General features: G+C 43.2%; 23 protein-coding genes. 21 read left to right on the top strand and 2 right to left on the bottom strand.

Annotated features, from left to right (window positions below; genetic code table 11):
* The first annotated feature begins 13 nt into the window (after window positions 1–13).
* The 17 genes from CRO04_RS22095 (at window position 14) to CRO04_RS22015 (ending at window position 16,012) form a co-directional block, all read left to right on the top strand.
* On the top strand, window positions 14–607 hold the full coding sequence (locus CRO04_RS22095; protein WP_097006417.1) for a hypothetical protein: 594 nt from the start codon (window positions 14–16) through the stop codon (window positions 605–607).
* A gap of 345 nt (window positions 608–952) precedes the next feature.
* A complete protein-coding gene (locus CRO04_RS22090) occupies window positions 953–1,612 on the top strand; it encodes a hypothetical protein (RefSeq protein ID WP_097006416.1) in 660 nt (219 codons plus the stop codon).
* Complete coding sequence (locus tag CRO04_RS22085; RefSeq protein WP_097006415.1) at window positions 1,605–1,814, top strand: hypothetical protein; 210 nt, start codon at window positions 1,605–1,607, stop codon at window positions 1,812–1,814. The genes CRO04_RS22090 and CRO04_RS22085 overlap by 8 nt, the downstream gene beginning before the upstream one ends.
* A gap of 87 nt (window positions 1,815–1,901) precedes the next feature.
* A complete protein-coding gene (locus tag CRO04_RS22080; protein WP_097006414.1) occupies window positions 1,902–3,182 on the top strand; it encodes a DNA polymerase Y family protein in 1,281 nt (426 codons plus the stop codon).
* An 18-nt stretch (window positions 3,183–3,200) separates the two neighbouring features.
* Window positions 3,201–3,524, top strand: a complete 324-nt coding sequence (locus CRO04_RS22075; protein WP_097006413.1) for a hypothetical protein — start codon at window positions 3,201–3,203, stop codon at window positions 3,522–3,524.
* Window positions 3,525–3,539: 15 nt separating this feature from the next.
* Window positions 3,540–4,127: an SOS response-associated peptidase gene (locus CRO04_RS22070; RefSeq protein ID WP_097006412.1), complete on the top strand. Its 588-nt coding sequence runs from the start codon at window positions 3,540–3,542 to the stop codon at window positions 4,125–4,127.
* A gap of 134 nt (window positions 4,128–4,261) precedes the next feature.
* Window positions 4,262–4,765: a MarR family winged helix-turn-helix transcriptional regulator gene (locus CRO04_RS22065; RefSeq protein WP_242974597.1), complete on the top strand. Its 504-nt coding sequence runs from the start codon at window positions 4,262–4,264 to the stop codon at window positions 4,763–4,765.
* 4 nt (window positions 4,766–4,769) lie between these two features.
* Window positions 4,770–6,509, top strand: a complete 1,740-nt coding sequence (locus CRO04_RS22060) for an ABC transporter ATP-binding protein (RefSeq protein ID WP_097006411.1) — start codon at window positions 4,770–4,772, stop codon at window positions 6,507–6,509.
* Window positions 6,509–8,380 (top strand): ABC transporter ATP-binding protein, encoded by a 1,872-nt coding sequence (locus CRO04_RS22055; protein WP_097006410.1) that lies wholly within the window; start codon window positions 6,509–6,511, stop codon window positions 8,378–8,380. Before CRO04_RS22060 ends, CRO04_RS22055 begins: the two co-directional genes overlap by 1 nt.
* Window positions 8,381–8,901: 521 nt before the next feature.
* On the top strand, window positions 8,902–10,224 hold the full coding sequence (gene rsxC / locus CRO04_RS22050) for an electron transport complex subunit RsxC (protein WP_097006409.1): 1,323 nt from the start codon (window positions 8,902–8,904) through the stop codon (window positions 10,222–10,224).
* Window positions 10,225–10,234: 10 nt separating this feature from the next.
* The gene (locus tag CRO04_RS22045; protein WP_097006408.1) at window positions 10,235–11,158 is read left to right on the top strand and encodes an RnfABCDGE type electron transport complex subunit D; all 924 of its coding nucleotides are present in this window, start codon (window positions 10,235–10,237) and stop codon (window positions 11,156–11,158) included.
* A complete protein-coding gene (locus CRO04_RS22040) occupies window positions 11,159–11,773 on the top strand; it encodes an RnfABCDGE type electron transport complex subunit G (RefSeq protein WP_097006407.1) in 615 nt (204 codons plus the stop codon).
* Between the two features lie 11 nt (window positions 11,774–11,784).
* Entirely contained in the window at window positions 11,785–12,579 is a 795-nt protein-coding gene (locus CRO04_RS22035; protein WP_097006406.1) for an RnfABCDGE type electron transport complex subunit E, read from the top strand.
* A gap of 12 nt (window positions 12,580–12,591) precedes the next feature.
* Complete coding sequence (gene rsxA / locus CRO04_RS22030) at window positions 12,592–13,167, top strand: electron transport complex subunit RsxA (protein ID WP_097006405.1); 576 nt, start codon at window positions 12,592–12,594, stop codon at window positions 13,165–13,167.
* 19 nt (window positions 13,168–13,186) lie between these two features.
* The gene (locus tag CRO04_RS22025) at window positions 13,187–13,975 is read left to right on the top strand and encodes an RnfABCDGE type electron transport complex subunit B (RefSeq protein WP_097006404.1); all 789 of its coding nucleotides are present in this window, start codon (window positions 13,187–13,189) and stop codon (window positions 13,973–13,975) included.
* A 171-nt stretch (window positions 13,976–14,146) separates the two neighbouring features.
* Complete coding sequence (locus tag CRO04_RS22020) at window positions 14,147–14,911, top strand: C39 family peptidase (protein WP_097006403.1); 765 nt, start codon at window positions 14,147–14,149, stop codon at window positions 14,909–14,911.
* A 99-nt stretch (window positions 14,912–15,010) separates the two neighbouring features.
* Window positions 15,011–16,012: a hypothetical protein gene (locus tag CRO04_RS22015; protein WP_166432643.1), complete on the top strand. Its 1,002-nt coding sequence runs from the start codon at window positions 15,011–15,013 to the stop codon at window positions 16,010–16,012.
* 95 nt (window positions 16,013–16,107) lie between these two features.
* Here the strand turns inward: CRO04_RS22015 and uxaC are convergent, their stop codons facing one another.
* Window positions 16,108–17,505: a glucuronate isomerase gene (gene uxaC, locus CRO04_RS22010; RefSeq protein WP_097006401.1), complete on the bottom strand. Its 1,398-nt coding sequence runs from the start codon at window positions 17,503–17,505 to the stop codon at window positions 16,108–16,110.
* Between the two features lie 29 nt (window positions 17,506–17,534).
* Window positions 17,535–18,536 (bottom strand): LacI family DNA-binding transcriptional regulator, encoded by a 1,002-nt coding sequence (locus CRO04_RS22005; RefSeq protein WP_097006400.1) that lies wholly within the window; start codon window positions 18,534–18,536, stop codon window positions 17,535–17,537.
* Window positions 18,537–18,751: 215 nt separating this feature from the next.
* On the opposite strand from CRO04_RS22005, the gene CRO04_RS22000 reads away from it, so the two are divergent.
* From CRO04_RS22000 to CRO04_RS21985, 4 genes are all read left to right on the top strand, one after another.
* Window positions 18,752–19,513 carry an IclR family transcriptional regulator gene (locus tag CRO04_RS22000; RefSeq protein WP_097006399.1) on the top strand — a complete coding sequence of 254 codons (762 nt, stop codon included), beginning with the start codon at window positions 18,752–18,754 and terminating at the stop codon, window positions 19,511–19,513.
* A 110-nt stretch (window positions 19,514–19,623) separates the two neighbouring features.
* Window positions 19,624–20,274: a bifunctional 2-keto-4-hydroxyglutarate aldolase/2-keto-3-deoxy-6-phosphogluconate aldolase gene (locus CRO04_RS21995; RefSeq protein ID WP_097006398.1), complete on the top strand. Its 651-nt coding sequence runs from the start codon at window positions 19,624–19,626 to the stop codon at window positions 20,272–20,274.
* A 35-nt stretch (window positions 20,275–20,309) separates the two neighbouring features.
* Window positions 20,310–21,341, top strand: coding sequence for a sugar kinase (locus tag CRO04_RS21990; RefSeq protein WP_097006397.1), 1,032 nt, complete (start codon window positions 20,310–20,312; stop codon window positions 21,339–21,341).
* 115 nt (window positions 21,342–21,456) lie between these two features.
* Entirely contained in the window at window positions 21,457–22,482 is a 1,026-nt protein-coding gene (locus tag CRO04_RS21985; protein WP_097006396.1) for a sugar kinase, read from the top strand.
* Window positions 22,483–22,564: the final 82 nt, after the last annotated feature.

The following is a 22,564-nucleotide window of genomic DNA, read 5'->3' as shown; positions in this document are numbered from 1 at the left end:
TTGGAGTGATGATATGCTGACAGGTTTTATGAAGGGATGGAAGTCGTTTGTCGGCAAACATCCTGCAATGGCGCAATTTATAATATTTTTTATCGTATCCAATGGAGTTACGGTTCTTCAGATGGTTTTAATGCCGGTTTTCCGGAATGTGTTTGAGATGACGGCCCTTGTAGATACGAATTTTCAGATCGGCAGGGTCGGTTCTAATCTGGATGGATCTGCGTACTATATTTTCAATTATGCAGCAGGAACGCTTTCCCAGGGCGGAGGCGGAGGCCTCGCATATTTTCTGGCAGTGGAGATTACCATGGCCATTGCGCAGGTGATTAATTTTTTCCTCCAGAGAAATGTGACATTTAAAGCCAATAACAGTGCTCTTAAGGCAGCGATGTGGTATGTGATTGCTTATGTGATCATTACCATTGGTGCAGCCGCCTTACAGGGAGTTTATAAGGCACCGGTCTATGACCTGTTTATGAACAGACTGAAAATGGGAGCAGGCGGAGAGACACTGGCAGATGTGATTACCATGCTGATCAATTCTGCTATCTCATTCTGGGTATTTTTCCCTATCTTCCGAATTATTTTTAAAAGTAAGGAAGCTTAAAGGGACTGGTGGAGGAATTCCCCGGCAGTTCACATCTTGTCTCAGGATTCCATATAATAAAGTGTACCATCAGATAATTAAAATACGCGAACGGGTAGTGAAACTTTTGGCTGTGCAGAATGCTCTTTGCTGTCAGGAACACTTAGATACCTAAGCGTATAGAATAAAAGGTGTGAACGTTAAACTGCTTTTTCGGATCTTACTGAAATAATTGAAACGGGGAGCGGAAGTCCAGATAACCGGGCTTCCGCTTTTCACATCCAATAAACAAAAAACAGACACAATTTAAGGGCAGCCAGCATATTCTGAATGGTACTATAAAAAAGTTAAAGGAAATTCAGAACCATGCAAAGGGGAAAGTACTGCCGGGATTGTCTGCCGGTGAGGGAACCATATTGCTGCTTTAAAGCAGTCCGGAGAGAAAAAAGCGTATTAGCAGCGTGGATAAAAGGGATAATCTGGTATAAACAGGCGCTGAAACGGGAGCCTTTCATTACAGGGAAGGTAAAAAGTGTGGCAAAACAGGCTGGTGTGGACATGGCCGGTACGAACTGCCGCATCAAGTCCATGAACTCTTATTTCAAAAAATTCTACCGGAAATACAGCCAGACAGGACGGGCGTGTGAAATTAAAGATATATTGAGGTATACGTATACGGTCCCCCCGGAACAGCTTTCGGAAAAAGTAATAAAAATGATTGAGATCTATAGAGATTCGGGTTATAATACGGTTGAAATTAAGAATTACTGGCTTGACAGTCAAAATCCCTATAATGGAATCAATACCATACTGCTGTCGCCCCAGGGTCAGGCATTTGAACTCCAGTATCATACACCGGAGAGCTTTGCGGTAAAGAGCGGGAAGATTCATGAACTGTATAAGAAACAGAGACTGATGAGGGATGTGAGCAGCAGGGAATACATAGAACTGGGTGATCAGATGTTTGAACTTTCTGATTCTATGGAGATTCCGAAGGGCATAGAGAAGGTGAACGATCATGGATGAGATCAGGTTTCTTAAATTAACCGATTATGAAAACAGGGATACTGTGATTAAACAGGAAGGCAGGCAGTTCTTTGGCTACGAAGACGGAGAATGGGTCAGGCGAGGGCTGTCTCTGGGATATTTTTATCCGGATGCCCCGGAATTTGACTGTTATGAAGTCATTACGGAAGCAGAGGCGAAGCGTATTTTAAATGAGAAATAAAAGGATGTATTCCAATAAAAATACATCCTTTTATTTCCACTATTAATCGAACATACATTCGGTTATCATATACTCAGAGGTGAGTGTATGAAACGGGTTATTTTTCATGTTGATGTAAATTCGGCGTTTTTAAGCTGGGAAGCTGTCTACCGGCTGAAGCATCTTTCCGGAAATCTGGATTTAAGGAAGGTGCCCTCCGCAGTGGGGGGAGATGTAACCATGCGCCACGGAATCATCCTGGCAAAGAGCATCCCGGCGAAGAAGTACGGCATCCACACAGGACAGTCTGTAACGGAAGCATTACAAAAATGCCCCGGGCTTTTGCTGGTTCCGCCTAATTATAATTTGTACCAGAGGTCGTCGCAAAGTTTTATCCGCATTCTGAAGGATTATTCTCCTGCGGTCGAACAGTATTCCATTGATGAGGCATATATGGATATGACCGGAATGGAGGCACTTTTCGGGGAGCCCGGGGAGGCAGCCCTGGAAATCGGGAAAAGAATCAGAGAGGAGCTGGGATTTACCGTTAATATCGGTGTTGCGGATAATAAGGTTTTAGCCAAGATGGCATCGGATTTTAAGAAGCCGGACCGGGTTCATACGCTGTGGACCTGGGAGATCAGGGAGAAGCTCTGGCCTTTGCCAGTTAGTGAACTGTTTTTTGTAGGAAGGGCTACGTTTCGTAAGCTGGGCCAGCTGGGGATAAAGACCATCGGAGATCTGGCAGGAACGGATCCGGGCCTGATAAAGAGCCATCTTGGCAAGATGGGAGAGGTGATATGGGGATTTGCCCATGGACTGGACTTTTCCGCAGTAGAGCCTGTGCCGCCGCCGAATAAAGGATACGGCAACAGTACCACCATTGCTTTTGATGTAACTGACAGAGAGCATGCCCATCTGGTGCTTTTGTCCCTCGCAGAGACTCTGGCTGCAAGGCTCAGATCGGATCATGTCCGGGCAGGAGTCTTATCGGTAGGGATTAAGGACTGGGATTTTCACTATTACAGCCATCAGACCATTCTTTCTGCTCCTACCAATATCACAGAAGAGATTTTTCAGACAGCCTGCCGGGTGTTTGATGAAGCATGGGATGAACTGCCGGTCCGCCACCTTGGAATCCATACCAGTCATATAACGGAGGGAAAGGAAAGGCAGCTGGGGCTGTTTGATACTGCAGACTATGAGAAACTGGAGCGGTTTGACCGGACCGTGGATCAGATCAGAAAGCGGTTTGGCAATGATTCGATTATAAGGGCTTCCTTTCTGAAAACTCCCGACAGTGGAGCCGCCCGGTGCCTGGATCATATGGGCGGAGGAATCAGCAGGGAAAAAAGGACTGTGGATTACAGCAAACAAACTATTTTATAAAAACAGGAAGTGAAAAGGATGTCCACGTTTGGAATCGGAATGAACGCAGAGGCGGTTGACAGCGGAGAATTAAAAGGTAAAATGTATCATATAGCCTGTAAGGCATGGTTTACAGCCAGCTGCAGCTTAAGACCATTAAGCTTTAAGTTTGAAGGGGATGACGGGCAGATCCAGACTGTAAGGGATATTACGGTACGGCACAGTGAGAATAAAAATTATTCCGGAATCCCGTCAAAGGAATATGCGTGTGAAGCAGTAATTGGTGGAATCCGCCATGAATTTAAGCTGGTATTTTACATGGAAGCCTGTAAATGGGTTATGATATTACCAAATAAAGAATAAGAAAGGGAGAACAGCGTGTGCGGAAGGTATTATGTGGACGATGAGACAGCAAGGGAGATTGAAAAGCTGGTAAGGGAAATAGACAGTAAAATAAAAAGAGAGAGTCTTACGGGGGACGTCTATCCTTCCAGTCAGGCCATGGTTCTTGTTGAGAGAGACCGTCAGGTTATTCCTGCCATGCAGCGATGGGGACTTCCGGGCTTTCAAAGGAAAGGCGTGATTTTCAACGCCAGATCGGAAACCGTGCTGGAAAAGAACATGTTTCGTGAGAGCATCCTCCGCCGCAGGGCAGTCATTCCCTGCAGCGGATTTTATGAATGGAGCAAAAACAGGGAGAAAGCGGCATTTTACCGGGAAGGTTTTCCCACCATGTTTCTGGCCGGCTTCTACAATCATGGAGAGGAAGACCGGTTTGTGATTCTGACAACGAAAGCCAATCCGTTTGTTGCACCTGTTCATGACAGGATGCCGCTGATACTGGAAAAGAGCGAGATCAAGGACTGGTTATCGGATGAAGAAGCATTCCGGCATATGCTGGCTGAGAGGCAGATCCCCTTAAAACGACACCAGGAATATGAACAGCAGCAGTTAAAACTTTTTTAGCTGTTTCAACGAAAAATGTAATAAAAACCGCCTGAATTCCATGAATTATAGGATTGCCAGAAGGAGCAGGCGGTGTTATAATTCCATATAGTTAATTAGCTAATTATTAGCAGGCTAACAAAAGGAGGCATGAAATGAGATCGATGTACCGATCTGGATCGGATGAGTCAATGGGTATGAGCTCACCGATGCATAATGTCATGATAAAATATATGAAAATCATGAAGATGCACCGGTGCATTTTAGATGAGCAGGGAAAGCAGACCGGTGTATACCGCAGCCAGCATCAGATTCTGATGATGCTTTCGGAACATTCCAATGTATCACAAAAGGAGATAGCAAAACTTCTTTTTGTTTCCACTGCTACCATAGCAGTATCAGTAAAGAAGCTGGAGAAAGCAGGTTATATTACACGGATCGTCGACAAAGAGGATAACCGGGTAAATCAGCTTTGCCTGACCCAGAAAGGGAAGGATATGGTAGGCAAAAGCAGGGAATATTTCCGCAATGTAGAAATCAAAATGTTCCAGGGGTTTTCCGATGAGGATCTCAATTACATGGGCCAGGTACTGGACCGTATTTATAATAATCTATCACAGATACCTGTAGAAAAGGATATGGAAGAAAGAGAGGAATAATAACTTGAAACGATACTGGAAATATATAAGGCCCTATCTGGGTGCCTTTATTCTGGCTCCCATTCTGATGCTTACGGAAGTTTTTGGAGAAATACTGCTGCCGAGACTGACTTCGCTGATTATCAATAACGGAGTGTTGGAAAAGAATGATCCCTACATTATTAAAATGGGTATGATCATGGTATTAATTGCTGTCATTATGGTAGTTGGAGGAATCGGAGCCGCTTATTATTCAGCTAAGGCCTCCATCAGCTTCAGCACGGATTTAAGAAAGGATATTTTTCATAAGGTACAGGAATTTTCCTTTAAGAATATTGATGATTTCAGCACAGGATCTCTTGTAACAAGACTGACCAACGATATTCAGCAGATTCAAAACGTAGTCATGCTGACGCTCCGTATGATGTTTCGGGCTCCGGGTTTACTGATAGGAGGACTCATCATGGCATTTATAATGAACCGGCAACTGGTCAGCATTCTTCTTGTGGTTATTCCGGTACTGATTATTATGATCGGGATTATCCTTGTAATCGCATTTCCACGGTTTGAGATCATGCAAAAGAAGATCGACCGGTTAAATTCCGGCGTACAGGAAGCACTCACCAATGTCAGAGTAATTAAATCCTTTGTCAGGGAAAAGCATGAGGAGGAAAAGTTTAAGGAGACCAACCGGGATCTGAAAGAAGGCAGCTTAAATGCGCTGAAGATAGTGATCACTTCCATGCCGTTGATGATGCTGATGATGAATATTACTACTATTGCCGTGGTGTGGTATGGTGGGAATCTGATTATTGCAGGTAAGATGCCTGTAGGTGATCTGACTGCATTTACCATCTATATTGTTCAGATTCTTATGTCCTTAATGATGCTATCCATGGTATTTTTACAGGCCTCCCGTGCCATGGCTTCTTTGAAGAGGGTGAGAGAGGTTTTAGACACGGAAATTGACTTAAACGATGAGCATGCAGCAGAAAAATCTGCACAGGTTACTGCTGGAAAAGTGGAGTTTCGCAATGTGTGTTTCGGTTATGAAAAGGAGACAGAGGAACTGGTTCTGGATCACATAACCTTCACTGCAAATCCGGGAGAGACCATCGGTATTATTGGTGCAACCGGAAGCGGTAAGACCTCACTGGTACAGCTGATTCCCCGGCTTTACGATGCAGATGCGGGAGAAGTGCTGGTAGACGGAATCAATGTAAAAGACTATTTGCTGAAAAATTTAAGAGAAAGCGTGGGAATGGTGCTTCAGAAAAATGTTCTCTTTTCCGGAACGATTGAGGAGAATCTCAGGTGGGGAAATGAAAACGCGGATATGGATGAAATAATTCTCATGTCCCAAAGCGCCCAGGCGCATGGATTCGTATCCAGCTTTAAAGATGGGTATGATACGGATCTGGGACAGGGAGGATCTAACGTTTCCGGTGGTCAGAAGCAAAGGCTGTGTATCGCAAGGACTCTGTTAAAAAAACCTAAAATACTGATTCTTGATGACAGTACTTCTGCAGTTGATACAGCGACGGAAGCAAAGATCAGACAGAGCTTTGCAACGACACTGAAAGATACAACAAAGTTTATCATTGCCCAGAGAATCGGTTCTGTGGAATATGCGGATAAAATAATTGTTCTGGATGAAGGAAAAATTGCAGGTATGGGAACCCATGAGGAACTGATGGAAACCTGCGAAGCCTATCAGGAGATTTATTATTCACAGAAAGAACGGAAAAAGGAGGCCGGTGCCTGATGGAAGAACAAAAGAAGATAGAAAGCCTGAAGCGGCGATACGGCCGGTCTGCAAAGACGCTTAAAAGCGGTGGTGGAATGGGCGGAGGGAGGCATGGAAGAGCCATGAAAAAAGGCACTCCAAAGAATGCCAGCCTTACCGCCAGACGTTTACTGGCTTATTTAAAGGAATACAGATCACAAATGGCAATTGCACTTGTCTGTGTAATCATAGGCACGCTGTCTAATTTAGGTGGTGCTTATATGCTTCGCCCCATTATCAACCAGTTTATTGCTCCGTTAGACGGGAGCAGGGGAGATGTGGCAGGTCTTGCAAAAGGGCTAGCCGCTATGGCAGGAGTTTTTGTGGTGGGAGTACTGGCTAATTATATCCAGTCCAGGATTATGGTTACAGTGGCTCAGAATGCGCTTCAGAAGATAAGAGATGAACTGTTTAAAAAGATGCAGACTCTCCCGATTCGTTTTTATGACACCAACAATACCGGAGATTTAATGAGCCGCTTCAGCAATGACGTAGATACCATCGGTCAGATGCTGAGCAATACCCTGATCCAGCTTTTTTCAGGAGCACTGAGCATTGTTGGAACACTTGCACTTATGATCTATACCAATATCTGGCTGACTTTGGTGACGTTGGCGCTGATACCGGTTATGATGAAGGCGGCCGGAATGATTGCTTCAAGAAGCCAGAAATACTTTTCTGCCCAGCAGAGTTCTCTGGGAGCTGTCAACGGATATATTGAAGAAACCATCAGCGGGCAGAAGGTAGTAAAAGTATTCTGTCATGAACAGGATGCAGAAGAGGAATTTGGTATTCTCAACGAGGATTTAAAAAATAACATGATACATGCCCAGTTTTTTGGCGGTGTCATGATGCCTGTTATGTTTAACTTAAGTCAGTTGAATTATATATTAACTGCCTGTATCGGCGCTCTTTTGTGTGTATTAAAAGGATTTGACGTAGGCGGACTCACTGTATTTTTAAACTTTTCCAGACAATTCAGCCGGCCGATCAATGAGATCTCCATGCAGATCAGCAACGTTTTCTCCGCGCTTGCCGGAGCAGAGCGGGTATTTGCAATTATGGATGAGGTTCCCGAGCCTGCAGACGGGGAAGATGCAATAGAATTGGAGCCTATGAATGGGTTTGTGGAATTAAAGAACGTGACATTTGGTTATAATCCGGAAAAGGTGATTTTAAACGATATCAGTCTCTATGCAAAGCCAGGACAGAAGATTGCTTTTGTAGGCTCAACCGGAGCCGGTAAAACAACTATCACCAATTTGCTCAACCGCTTTTATGATATACAGGGTGGGGAAATAATCATTGACGGTGTAAACATACACGATATCAAAAGGGAAAATCTCCGGAAAAACATCGCCATGGTGCTCCAGGACACCCATTTGTTTACAGGAACTGTAATGGAAAATATTCGCTACGGCAGACTGGATGCCACGGATGAGGAAGTGATTGAGGCGGCTAAAACTGCTTCTGCCTACTCATTTATCATGAGACTGCACGACGGGTTTCAGACAGTTCTGGAAGGAGATGGGGCAAACCTAAGCCAGGGCCAGAGACAGCTTATTAACATAGCCAGAGCGGCTATTTCCAAAGCACCCATTTTAATTCTTGACGAAGCGACAAGCTCCGTGGATACAAGAACGGAGAAGCATATAGAGCGGGGAATGGATCGTCTCATGACCAACCGGACCACTTTTGTAATTGCTCACCGCCTGTCTACGGTAAGAAACGCCGATGCCATTATGGTGCTGGAAAACGGGGAAATTATTGAACGGGGAGATCACGAGGATCTGGTAAAACAAAAAGGACGATATTATCAGCTTCATACCGGAGCAGCGGAGTTGGATTGATCCATTATTTACCCGCTGGTATCAGTCTGGGAGCATTGGGCAAAGCTTGTAACGGGGAGAAATTCCCATTACTGGCATGCAGGATGCTCCTGTTTTATTATTATTTTTTTTAATAAATAAATGGGTTTATTAATGAAAATTATTTATGAATAAGAAAGTTAATTTTCTAACAAAGAATAAAATTAAACAAAAATTTCACAATGCAAACTGTATAAAAATAAAAACAATAGACCTAAAATATGATTATTTTGTTTTTAAATGGATGCAAAAGGAAATGATTGTTTTTTTGTAAAAACAAAGCGCACTGTTTCAAAATATAATTGTTTGAAATTTAACAATAATTTCAAACTTTCATCCGGTCATTCCTCTCACATATGGAAAGATTTACATTAGGAACACAGTATACAATATGTAATTTCGCATTGTTTCACTCTGCAGAGTGTGCTATACTGTTTCCGGTGACAAAATAAGTTGATTTTGTCGGGAGAGATAAAGAATTGTAGAGAAAGAGGGTTAGTCTAATGGGTTTGGCTACATTTAAAGGCGGCATTCACCCTTACGAGGGAAAGGAATTGTCGGAGAATAAACCTGTGCAGGTACTGCAGCCAAAAGGCGAGATGGTGTTCCCGCTGTCCCAGCATATCGGTGCTCCTGCAAAGCCTCTGGTGGCAGCAGGTGATCAGGTATTAGTTGGTCAGAAGATCGGAGAGGCAGGCGGTTTTATTTCAGCCTGTGTCATTAGTTCCGTATCAGGAACAGTAAAAACCATTGAACCGAGAATGGTTGCCAATGGCTCCATGGTGATGTCCATTATCGTTGAAAACGACGGAAAATATCAGGAGATGGAAGGATTTGGAAAAGAACGGGATCCCAAATCACTGTCAAAAGAAGAGATCCGCGATATTGTAAAAGAAGCTGGAATTGTTGGTCTTGGCGGTGCTGGATTCCCTACACACGTAAAGCTGACACCAAAGGATGAAACAAAAATTGATACCATCATTGTAAATGCAGCGGAATGTGAACCTTATCTGACTTCTGATTACCGGATGATGTTAGAAGAGCCGGAAAGCATTGTGAAAGGTCTGAATATTATTCTTCAGCTGTTTGATAATGCAAAGGGCGTAATCGGCATTGAAAACAATAAACCGGAAGCAATCAGACTGATAACGGAACTTGTAAAAGATGAACCGAGAATTACGGTTTGTCCATTAAAGACAAAATATCCCCAGGGAGGAGAGCGTTCCCTGATCTATGCGGTTACAGGAAGAAAGATTAACTCATCCATGCTTCCTGCTGATGCTGGCTGTATCGTAGATAACGTGGATACGGTTATTTCTATCTATAATGCAGTTGCAAAGTCAACCCCGTTAATCAGAAGAATTATCACAGTTACCGGAGATGCCATTGCAAATCCACAGAATTATAATGTAAGGACAGGAACTAATTATTCCGAACTTTTAGAGGCTTCCGGCGGATTTAAGACAGAACCGGAGAAAGTGATTTCCGGAGGACCCATGATGGGCCAGGCACTGTTCAACATGAATATCCCTGTTACCAAAACTTCCTCTGCACTTACCTGTATGTCAAAGGATGAGGTTGCAATGAATGCGCCAACAGCCTGTATCCGGTGCGGCAGATGTGTAAATGTATGCCCCAGCCGCGTTATTCCCCAGATGATGATGCAGGCGGCTGTCAGATCTGACATAGATACATTTGTAAAATTAGATGGTATGGAATGCTGCGAATGCGGCTGCTGTGCGTATGCCTGTCCGGCAAAACTGCCGTTAACCCAGGCATTTAAAGAGATGCGTAAAGCAGTCATTGCAAGCAGAAAGAAAGCGTAGGAGGGTGAACATGAGTAAATTATTAAACGTATCATCATCACCTCATGTCAGGGATCAGGTAACATCACAAAATCTAATGCTGGATGTTGCAATCGCCATGATCCCGGCAACTGCGTATGGTGTATATCAGTTTGGAATAAAAGCTGCACTGGTTCTGCTTGTCAGCATTTTATCCTGTGTATTAAGTGAATATGTATTTGAATCCCTGATGGGAAAACCAATAACTGTCAGTGATGGAAGCGCTCTTGTAACCGGAATGATTCTTGGGCTTAACATGCCTCCGGCATTACCTCTGTGGATGGCATTTTTAGGCGGTGTATTTGCAATCATCGTTGTTAAGCAGCTTTATGGCGGACTGGGACAGAACTTTATGAACCCTGCGCTTGCAGCAAGATGTTTTCTTCTGATTTCTTTTGCAGGTCCCATGACCACGTTTACATACAATGACGCGGTCGTAAGCCCTACTCCTCTGGCAGCGTTTAAAGCAGGCAAGGCAGTAGATGTGACAGCTATGTTTATCGGAAGGATTCCTGGTACAATTGGTGAAGTTTCCGTTATTGCACTTTTAATTGGTGCAGCATATTTAATCATAAGAAAAGTAATTTCAATCCGGATTCCGGCTGCATATTTGATTACATTTTCTGTATTTGTTTTTATATTCGGCCAGCATGACCTGATGTATGTGCTGACTCACTTATGCGGCGGCGGTATTATTTTTGGTGCGTTCTTTATGGCAACTGATTATGTTACCAGCCCTGTTACCCCAAAAGGCCAGATCTACTTTGGAATTCTTCTGGGTGTACTTACCGGTCTGTTCCGGCTTTTCGGAGGTTCCGCAGAGGGAGTTTCTTATGCGATCATCATCAGCAATATTCTGGTTCCTCTGATCGAGAAGATCTCTCTTCCAAAAGCATTTGGAAAGGAGGGCAAGTAGATGAAAAGTGGCGGATTTATGAAAGACGCGTTGATTTTATTTGTTATTACCCTGGTTTCCGGCTTCCTTTTAGGCGGCGCTTATCAGATTACAAAAGCACCTATTGAAAAAGCAACAATTGCTGCCAATAATGAGGCATACAAAGCGGTATTTCCGGAAGCGGCAGAGTTTAAGCCTGACGATCAGATGAAGGCAGCGATTGAAACCTGCAATACGGAACTGCCGGCACAGAATTTTGGCAATGTAGGCGTAAACAATGCGCTTCAGGCAGTAGATGAAAGCGGCACGCTGCTTGGCTATGTCATCACTTCCCATTCAGATGACAGCTATGGCGGTACCGTAGAGCTGTCTGTAGGAATCAAAGCGGATGGAAGTATAAGCGGTATTGAGTTTCTTGCAATCAGTGATACACCGGGCTTAGGTCTGAAGGCAAAAGAACCGGCATTTAAGGATCAGTATACTGGAAAGAGTGCAGAGTCACTTACAGTTACCAAATCCGGCAATGCAGGTGACGCTGAGATCAATGCCATCAGCGGTGCTACCATTACATCAAGTGCAACAACCAATGCAGTTAACGCAGCATTGTATTATGTGCATCACTATATAAATCAGTAGGAGGTGGGAAGATGAACAACAAATGTACAGAACGTTTATTTAACGGTATCGTAAAAGAGAATCCAACCTTCGTGCTGATGCTCGGTATGTGTCCGACGCTGGCTGTTACCACATCTGCGATCAACGGAGCAGGTATGGGACTTTCCACGACGGTGGTACTGTTATTTTCCAATATGATTATTTCTGCCATGCGTAAGATAATTCCGGACCGTGTGAGAATTCCGGCTTATATCGTTATTGTGGCTACCCTTGTTACAATTGTGCAGCTGCTTTTACAGGCTTATGTACCCAGTCTGTATTCAGCTCTCGGAATCTATATTCCGCTGATCGTTGTTAACTGTATTATCTTAGGACGTGCGGAATCCTATGCTTCCAAGAACGGTGTGATGGTTTCCACCTTTGACGGAATTGGTATGGGACTTGGTTTTACCATCGCATTAACCTGTATCGGTCTGGTTCGTGAGATCTTAGGTTCCGGTGCTGCATTTGGTTTTAAATTCATTCCGGAGAGCTACCACATCGCTTCTTTCGTTCTGGCTCCCGGTGCATTCTTCGTGCTTTCGATTTTAACAGCACTGCAGAATAAATTTAAAGCACCTTCTGCGACCAATGGTTCCGTTCCTCCGTCTAAGTTAGCCTGCGGAGGCAACTGTATGTCATGCTCCGGTTCTTCCTGCATGTCAAACCATGAGGTTTTAGAAACCAGAAAAAGACAGGCGGAAGAAGAAGCGCTTGCAGCTAAGAAAGCAGAAGTAGCCAGAAAAGAAGCAGAATTAAAAACTGCAACTTCCAAGAAAGACGAATAGGAGAGTGGATCGATGAAAGAATTATTAATTATTGCCATAGGCTCCGCACTGGTCAACAACGTAGTGCTCAGCCAGTTCCTCGGCCTTTGTCCGTTCCTTGGAGTTTCCAAAAATGTGAAAACTTCTGCCGGCATGGGCGCGGCTGTTATCTTTGTTATTACCATTGCATCATTTGTTACCAGTATCATTTATAAGGGTGTACTTTACAATCTTCATCTGGAATTTTTACAGACCATCGTATTCATTCTTGTAATTGCAGCACTGGTACAGTTTGTAGAAATGTTTTTGAAAAAATCTATCCCTGCTCTTTATGAGGCACTGGGTGTATACCTTCCGCTGATTACAACTAACTGTGCAGTGCTGGGTGTAGCCCTGACCAATGTTCAGAAAAGCTATAATATTCTGGAAAGTGTTATAAACGGTGTGGGTACTTCTATAGGTTTCACCATTGCCATCGTTATGCTGGCTGGTGTCCGCGAAAGAATCGAATATAATGACGTTCCTCATTCCTTTAAGGGATCACCGATTGTTCTGATTACCTCTGGCCTGATGGCAATTGCATTTTTCGGATTTTCCGGATTAATTTAAAAGGAGGAGACGAAAGAATATGATAACAGGAATAATAATTGCGGCAGCCGTTGTAGGCATTATCGGTATTCTGATTGGTATATTCCTCGGCATTGCCAGCGAGAAATTTAAAGTTGAAGTGGACGAAAGAGAAATCCTTGTCAGAAATGAACTGCCTGGAAACAACTGCGGCGGCTGTGGCTATGCAGGCTGTGACGCTTTGGCAAAAGCCATTGCTGCAGGTCAGGCTGATGTTGGTGCCTGTCCCGTAGGCGGAGCGTCCGTTACAGAAAAGATTGGCAAAATCATGGGCATCTCTGCCGGTGCTGCAGATAAAAAGGTTGCTTTTGTTAAATGCAAGGGTACCTGTGATAAGACAAAAGTTCAGTACAATTATTATGGAATTGATGATTGCCGGAAGATCTCAGTTGTTCCCGGAGCCGGTGAAAAGGCATGTGTCTATGGCTGTATGGGATATGGATCCTGTGTGAAAGCGTGTGAGTTTGATGCCATTCACGTAGTAGACGGAATTGCAGTGGTTGATAAGGAAAAGTGTGTTGCCTGTGGGAAATGTGTGGCTTCCTGTCCTAACAATTTGATTGATCTGGTTCCGTATAAGGCAGAGCATTTAGTTCAGTGCAACTCCCATGACAAGGGAAAAGATGTTAAGGCGAAATGTGAAACTGGCTGTATCGGTTGTACCATGTGTATTAAGCAGTGTGAATTTGATGCAATCCATATGGATAATAACGTTGCAGTGATTGATTACGAGAAATGCACCAATTGTGGTAAATGCGCGGCTAAGTGCCCGGTTAAAGTAATTATATAAGAGAAAAGCTGTTGCAAAAGCAGATAACCTGCTTAAGCGGCAGCTTTTTTTATGTCTGACTGCATTTCATTACATCCAGACTGCCATATTCAACAACAGCGCGTTTTTTTGCAGAATTTTGTAGTACATTAGTCTGGAAGAACCAACAAATGAAAATGGAGGGTAACCAATATGAAAAAGTTAGCAGTTATGTTTCTCACAGTAACCATGGTTTTGTCAGCCCATTACAGTTCCTTTGCAGGTCAGGGAAATTCAGGGAAAGAATTTATGGAAGCGAAAACCGTGTCAGTCACCGGTGAAACCAGACCCTTAAGTCAGGATTCAATGAATGCTCCAAAAGGTGCACGTTTAGCAAGACCTCAGGATAAATCCGGTGTTAAAGAACCTGATATGCTGAGTGAGAGTCTCTTACGCCAGTCAGCGTCGTCCTGGAAATATTTAAACGGGTTTACTGTATACAGCCAGGTAACAAGCTATAATTGCGGGCCTGCATCGGTTCAGGCAGCATTAAACTATCTTGGTGTCAACCGGAATCAATCGGATATTGCGAAAGGCTGCAGAACTACGGTTAATGGTTCTTATATTGCTGATATGGTTACATATATAAACAGACAGCAGGGGCGGAACCGATATGTGGGTAAATATAATGAATCAAAGTCTGAAATGACCAGATTATTATATAGTACAGTAGCAACTGGCAAAGCAGTTCCCATCATAGGATTAACATTTTCAACCAATGACGGCTGGCTTTATTCCACAAACGGGCATTTCATGTCTGTATACGGAGCGAAAAGTGACAAATCTGCATTTGCACTGGGAGATCCCTGGATTGGTTATTCAGGTTCCGGACTGTACGGTGAGTCCTGGACATATACCAAATCTGCAACAACGCTTTATAAGGCATATAGTAAAGTAAATATAGGATTTATGTATTAATTTCAGATTATGTCAGAGACGAATGGGATATATCAAAAAATGAAAGGCGTTATCGCTTCTGTAATCATAATTTGCCTCATAACCCTGTCAGGCTGCCATATGGAATCTGACAAGGTAAGTCCTGCTTACCACGTGGCTTTTGATAATTTTGCATTAAGGACCTATATCGATCTTTATGAAACGAGATTACTATATATGGAGACTGGAAAAGCAGATACAGCCTTTTTCATTTATAATTTTCAGGACGGCAGCAATAAGAAGATTTTAACAGTCGGTAATTTTGCGCTAAAAGGGATGAGCAATGCATTTATAGACGATGCCCTGTATTTTTACATGAGTTTATACCATGGAACAGAATTGGAGAATGATCTGTATGTAGTGAATTTCTCAGAAGAACGCATGCACGCAGTATCTAAGAACAGATATTGCCAGAAACTGATTCCTTTAACAGTCTTAGATGGTAAACTGATATCCCTGCAGGGAGATTATTCGGAAAATGGAATATTTCAATCGTTTATAGAAATGCAGGATGGCGGTCAGACAATGGAACGGGTCCAATTACATTCTGCAGCCAGTCAGCCCCGCCGTATCGTTTCGATTGCAAGTGACAATACATATTTATATGCCATAGAAATCAGTGATTCTGATCCGGACAAGAAGTGCTTTATAGTAAAATATGACCGGAATTTTTCATCTATAAGTGAAATGGATATAACTGAGATCCTGAAGAAGTATGAAATAACCAGTGGAATAGCCTCTTTTTCTGTGTTTCAGAATTATTTCACTATGACCGATTATTCCAGTAATACCATTTTATGCAGCTTTGCAGATGGAAATAATCAGGCGCTGTTATGCGAAACGGATGTTGTTTATGTCCCCAATGATTCCGTAAACAGTCCCCATGAATATTTATATAAAAGAAATACGAATGAAATTTACAGGCTGGATACAGAATCAGGGAAAATAGAGATTCAGAATTACGATCTGGAAAATGATACATACAGTATTCGGGTTATGCTTTCTTATGGGGATAATCTTCTGATTGTAAAGCAGCCGGATCATGGCAACGGGAAGGAAAATGTATATTTAATTCCTCAATAATAACGAAAAACAATAATCTTATTATTAAAGAAAGGTGCCGCAAAGCCGCTGTAAATCAGCAGTTCTTTGCGGCACCGTGTATTTATGCCAATGTATTAGAATCCGAAATATTTCATAGCATTGTTATAAGAGATTCCTTCAATAATCTCTTTTAAAGCCTTCTGGTCATCCGGATATTCTCCATTATCTACCCAGCCGCCTACCAGTTCACAGAGAATTCTGCGGAAATATTCGTGTCTGGTATAAGATAAGAAGCTTCTGGAATCGGTAAGCATACCAATGAAGTTTCCAAGACATCCTAAGTTGGCAAGAGAAGTCATCTGCTCTGTCATGCCGGTTTTGTGATCATTAAACCACCATGCTGAACCCTGCTGGATCTTTCCTGGGTACTGGCTCTGGAAGCAGCCGAGGATTGTTCCGATGGAAGCGTTATCATTAGGGTTTAAGGAATAGATGATAGTTTTCGGAACCTCATCTGTAGCGCTTAACGCGTTGAGATAATCAGCCATCTGTGCAGAAGGAGCATAGTTGTTGATACAGTCAAATCCGGTATCAGGTCCTAACTTTTCAAACATAAGAGCATTATTATCTCTCTTACAGCCGTAATGAAGCTGCATAATCCATCCCATGCGGTTGTATTCCTTAGCTGCAAAGATCATAAATGCAGTTTTGTATTTCAGTTCTTCTTCCTTTGTAACAGCTTTTCCGGAAATGCTTTTTGCGAAGATTGCATCAAGCTCTGCATCATCGGCAGGTACATACATAACATACTCAAGAGCATGGTCAGATACACAGCAGCCCTGGCTGGAAAAGAATTCCATACGGTTCTTTAAAGCGGCTTTTAAAGAAGCAAAATCCTTGATTTCCATCTTGCTTGCAGCAGAAAGCTTTGTAATATAAGCGGCAAAATCAGGTTTTTCAACATTCATCGCTTTGTCTGGTCTCCATGCTGGAAGAACCTTTACCTCAAAGGAGGAATCAGCAGCGATCTTCTGGTGCCATTCCAGTGTATCAGCAGGATCATCCGTTGTACAGATTACGGTCACATTGGACTGTCTGATTAAATTACGGACACTCATGGAATCCTGATGCAGCTTTTCATTGCATAAATTCCAGACTTCTTCTGCGGTATCACCATTTAAATAGCCGGTGTAGCCAAAATATCTCTGCAGCTCTAAGTGGCTCCAGTGATAAAGCGGGTTACCAATCAGCTTTGGCATGGTCTCTGCCCATTTCTGGAATTTCTCCCTGTCAGTGGCATCTCCGGTAATGTATTTTTCTTCTACTCCGTTGGAACGCATCTGACGCCATTTATAATGATCGCCGCCCAGCCATACCTGAGTGATGGTATCAAATTTGCGGTCTTCATAAATTTCCTGGGGATTGATGTGGCAGTGATAGTCAACGACTGGCATCTTTGCCGCATAATTGTGATAGAGATCTTTTGCAGACTGGGTAGACAGTAAAAAGTCTTTGTCCATAAATTGTTTCATGTTAGAGTGTCCTCCTTAGATATATGTGATTAAAAATTAGTAGTACCTCGTTTGATCAGCTCCGGAGTAATGGAAGTTTTAGCAGGCACATTGCCTCCTTCCAGCACCCTCATCAAAGTGTTGACGGTAGTGGTGCAGAGCGCTTCCACCTTGTTGTCCACCGAAGTGATTTCCGGCGTTGTGCACCTGGATAATATGGAATTATTATATCCTATAATGCTTAATTCCTCAGGGATGGAAATACCGGTCTGATTTGCATATTTTACCGCACCAACAGCCAAAATATCCTCAGCTGCCAAAACAGAATCAAACTTAATTCCGGAACCTGATAATTCCTTGAGCTGTTCCATGGCAAGATCCGGGTCTTTGGAGCAGAGAACCATAAGTTCTTCTTTTAACGGAAGATTGGCAGAAGCGGTAGCCTGACGGTATCCTGAAAGCTTACATAAATTGCTGTAGGAAGTGCCGGAATAAAGATATAACAGCGCCGACCGGCCGGACTTATAAAGCTTTGTTGCAGCAGAATAGACAGCAGCCTGATCGTCACAGACCGTGCTGTAAATCTGTCCGCCTTCCAGACAGCCGTTGACCAGCATAATGGGAATATCCCTTGCGGCTTCTAAAAGATAGGCATTGTCCCTGTCCCTGGCTTCCACATAATGGGAGCCGGCAAGAATAATGGCATCCACACGTTTGGAACGCAAAAGCTCCAGATACTTCTTTTTTGTTTCAGGAAGATAACCGCTGCAGCATAAGATGGAATCATAGCCGCTGCTTCTCAATTGCTTTTCCAGATAATAGACAGCCTCAGCAAGCCATGGATCAGAGGAATCCGCGCACATGATTCCAATGGTTTTCATAGTGTTGAGTCCCAGACTTCTGGCGAACACATTCGGTGTATAACCAAGTTCATCCATGACAGCGAGAACCCGTTTTCTGGTTTTGTCACTGACATTGGGATTCCCGTTAATGACACGGGAAACGGTAGCGATGGAAACATGAGCATGTTCGGAAACATCGTATATATTCAAAAGCATCCCCTCCGTAATTGTAAGTATTTACATTCCTAGGTTATTATACATAATTATGATATATATTACAATCCCCCATTTGTCTTTTTTGCTAAATATTATAAAATATCCGTATAATCCTGTAAACACTTACAAATACTTCGTATATGGGAAAATAATCTTGCTTTTTTGTGGACCCCGGGAGTATACTAGAGCCTAGAAACGGAGGCTATACCATGAAACTTAACAGAACTACACAACGTACAGTAGAAATCCTGAAGCTTATTTCGAAGACACCGGAAGGCGCAACGTTAGATGATATCTGCCAGAAGCTGGATCTGCCGAAGACCAGTGCCTATGATATTGTCACCACTCTGGGAGAGATGGGCATGGTCAATGTGACGCGGGGGCAGAAGCAGAATTATACCATCGGTCTGATGGCATACCGGATCGGAGTTAATTATACCAATAATCTGAATTTTATCGGAACAATCGAGCCGGTTCTTAAGGCATTTTCAAAGGAAGTGGGAAAAACTGTTTTTTTTGGAATTCCATCGGATCACCATGTTGTATACATATGTAAGTTCGAACCGGAGAATCCTATTATTACAACGGCAACGGTCGGATCAAAAAATCCTATGTACTGTACTTCTTTAGGAAAGGTGATTCTTGCTTACAGCGATGAGGAGAACAGAGATCAGATTATCAGCCGCATTCGGTTTAACCGGTTTACAGAACGCACCATTGGAAACAGAGAAGGCCTTCTTGCTGAACTGGATGAGGTCAGGGAAAGAGGATACGCTTTTGATGCGAGGGAGATGGAAGAGCATATGCAGTGCGTGGGAGCCCCGGTTTTTGACCGGGATGGCAACGTGCTGGGAGCAATCAGCATTTCCAGCTTATATAAGCCGGCAGAGGATTATGATGCTCTTGGAAAGCTGGTTTCGATGAAGGGTATGGAGGTTTCCAGATTATTAGGCTTTCTTGGAAAAATATGAGGAATACTTATTGACAAAATGCCTGGAAGCGATTAATATTTCAAGTATAGGAATCGTAAATATGAAGTCAATTCGTATATGCGAATTTAAAAAAGGAGAGAAGAACAATCATGAAAAAAGAACAAGTTTTATCAAAGATGAAAAAAGACTGTCTGGTTGCTGTTGTTCGTGCGAAAAGCCTGGAACAGGGCGAAAAAGTCGTAGATGCAATTATTGCAGGCGGAATCAATTTTATTGAAATTACTATGACTATGGATGAAGGAAACCCAATTGAATTCATCGCTAAGATGTCAGAAAAATATAGAAGCAATGAAGACGTTGTTATCGGTGCAGGTACCGTTCTGGATCCTGAGACTGCAAGAGCAGCAATCCTTGCAGGTGCCAACTACGTGGTAAGTCCTGGCTTAAATGTAGATACTATCAAGCTTTGCAACCGTTACAGAGTACCGATGCTTCCAGGTGTTATGACTCCTACCGAAGCAATTACTGCTCTGGAGTGCGGCTGTGATATCATCAAGATCTTCCCAGGCAACATCATGGGACCGGCAGCGATCAGCTCCTTTAAAGGACCCCTTCCTCAGGGTGACTTCATGCCATCCGGCGGTGTTGACGTTGATAATGTTGATAAGTGGATTAAGGCAGGCGCATATGCCGTTGGTACAGGCAGCAGCCTGACAAAGGGCGCTAATACAGGCGATTTTGCAGCAGTTACCGCGAAAGCAAAAGAATTTGTTGAAGCAGTGGCAGCAGCACGTAAATAATAGATTAAGAACAGCAGAATTAAGGAGAATACAAAATGGCAAAGATCGTAACCATGGGCGAGATCATGTTAAGATTATCTACCCCGAACAATGAAAAGTTTATTCAGGCAGATGAATTTGATGTAAATTACGGCGGCGGCGAAGCAAACGTTGCAGTTTCTCTTGCAAACTACGGACATGACGCTGAATTCGTATCGGCAGTTCCGAAGAATCCGATCGGAGAGTGCGCAGTTGCTGCTTTAAGAAAATACAATGTTGGTACAAAGCACATTGCAAAAACCGGAGAAAGACTTGGTATCTATTTCTTAGAGACAGGTTCTGCTATGAGAGCTTCTACTGTTGTATATGACAGAGCTCATTCCTCCATCTCTACAGCAACAGCTGCAGACTTTAACTTTGATGAGATCTTTGAAGGAGCAGACTGGTTCCATTTTACAGGAATCACTCCTGCTGTCAGCGACAGTGCAGCAGAACTGACTGAGGCAGCTTTAAAGGCAGCTAAGGCACACGGCGTGACTGTATCCGTTGACTTAAACTTCCGTAAGAAATTATGGTCTTCTGAAAAAGCTCAGAAGGTTATGACAAACTTAATGCAGTATGTAGATGTATGTATCGGTAACGAAGAAGATGCAGAGAAGGTTCTTGGCTTCAAGCCAGGCAACACTGATGTAACCTCAGGAGAACTGGAATTACAGGGATATGTAGATATCTTTAATCAGATGGTTGACAAGTTCAACTTCAAGTACGTAATCAGCTCTTTACGTGAAAGCCATTCTGCTTCCGATAACGGCTGGTCTGCATGTATTATGGACGGTGCTACCCGTGAATTCTATCATTCCAGAAAGTATCACATCACACCAATCGTAGACCGTGTAGGCGGCGGAGATTCCTTCGCAGCAGGCGTAATCTGCGGTATGGCTGACAAGAAGGATTTTAAGGCTGCTCTGGAATATGCAGTAGCTGCTTCTGCATTAAAGCACACCATTCCTGGCGATTTCAACCTTGTATCCAGAGAAGATGTTGACAACCTGGCTGGCGGTGACGGATCAGGACGTGTTCAGAGATAATTTCAGGCTGAACTATTCCGGCAGATGATATGACTGCCTCTAACTGAACGAGGAAAGACATCGGGGGTCATTGCAATGACCCCCTTTTTTTAAAATCTATGGAGGAACGATCAAGATGAGTGACAGACCATTTGATTTATTAAGCCTGGGAGAATTGCTTTTACGTCTGTCTCCGGATGGCGTAGAAAGGCTGGTCAGGGGAGATTCCTTTCAAAAGCAGGTAGGTGGAGCAGAGTTAAACGTAGCGGTAGGAGCGGCTCTTTTAGGTCTTCATACCGGCGTGGTAACGCAGCTTCCATCGAATGACATGGGAAATTTTGTAAAGAACAAGGTACGTTCCTATGGAATCAGTGATGATTATTTTGTATATGACGAAAGCTCCAATGCCAGACTTGGGCTTTATTATTACGAGTATGGAGCATATCCAAGAAAGCCTAAGGTAATCTATGACAGAAAGAACAGTTCTTTTTATAATATTATAGAGGCTTCATTTCCGGACGAGATGTATAAAGCAACCACCTGTTTTCACACTACCGGCATCACCCTGGCTTTGTGTGAGAATACAAGAAAAACTGCCATTGATATGATGCGTAAATTCAAAGAAAGCGGTACGATTATTTCATTTGATGTAAATTTCCGTGGGAATCTATGGACAGGAGAGGAAGCGAGAGCGTGCATTGAGCAGATCCTTCCTTATGTGGATATCTTTTTCTGCTCGGAAGATACAGCGAGGCTGACCTTCAAAAAAGAAGGAACAGTCAAAGAGATGATGAAGAGCTTTACTAAGGATTATCCCATATCCATTGTGGCTTCCACTCAAAGAATCGTACATAGTCCGAAGAGTCATACATTCGGTTCTATTATTTACGATGCTTCGAGAAACGAATATTATGAGGAAGAACCTTACCGTAATATTGATGTTGTGGACCGGATCGGAAGCGGAGATGCATATATATCAGGTGCGCTTTATGGTCTCTTAAGCACCGGCGGAGACTGCATGAAAGCGGTCCAGTACGGCAATGCTACAGCCGCCTTAAAAAATACTATACCGGGTGACCTTCCAACCTCAGACTTGAGCGAGGTTAATACGATTATCAGGGAACATAATGATAAGGGACCTCAAAGTGAGATGAGCAGATAGCAAGTTGTCTGGATAAGAAAAAATGAATATAGTCAAAGCCTGGGTCTATGAGAATTGACCCAGGCTATTTTTGAGTTGTTAT

The sequence above is a fragment of the Lacrimispora amygdalina genome, assembly GCF_900205965.1.
Classification (GTDB): domain Bacteria; phylum Bacillota; class Clostridia; order Lachnospirales; family Lachnospiraceae; genus Lacrimispora; species Lacrimispora amygdalina_A.
Note: the sequence above shows the minus strand (reverse complement) of the source record. Positions and strands in the feature narration are given on the sequence as shown.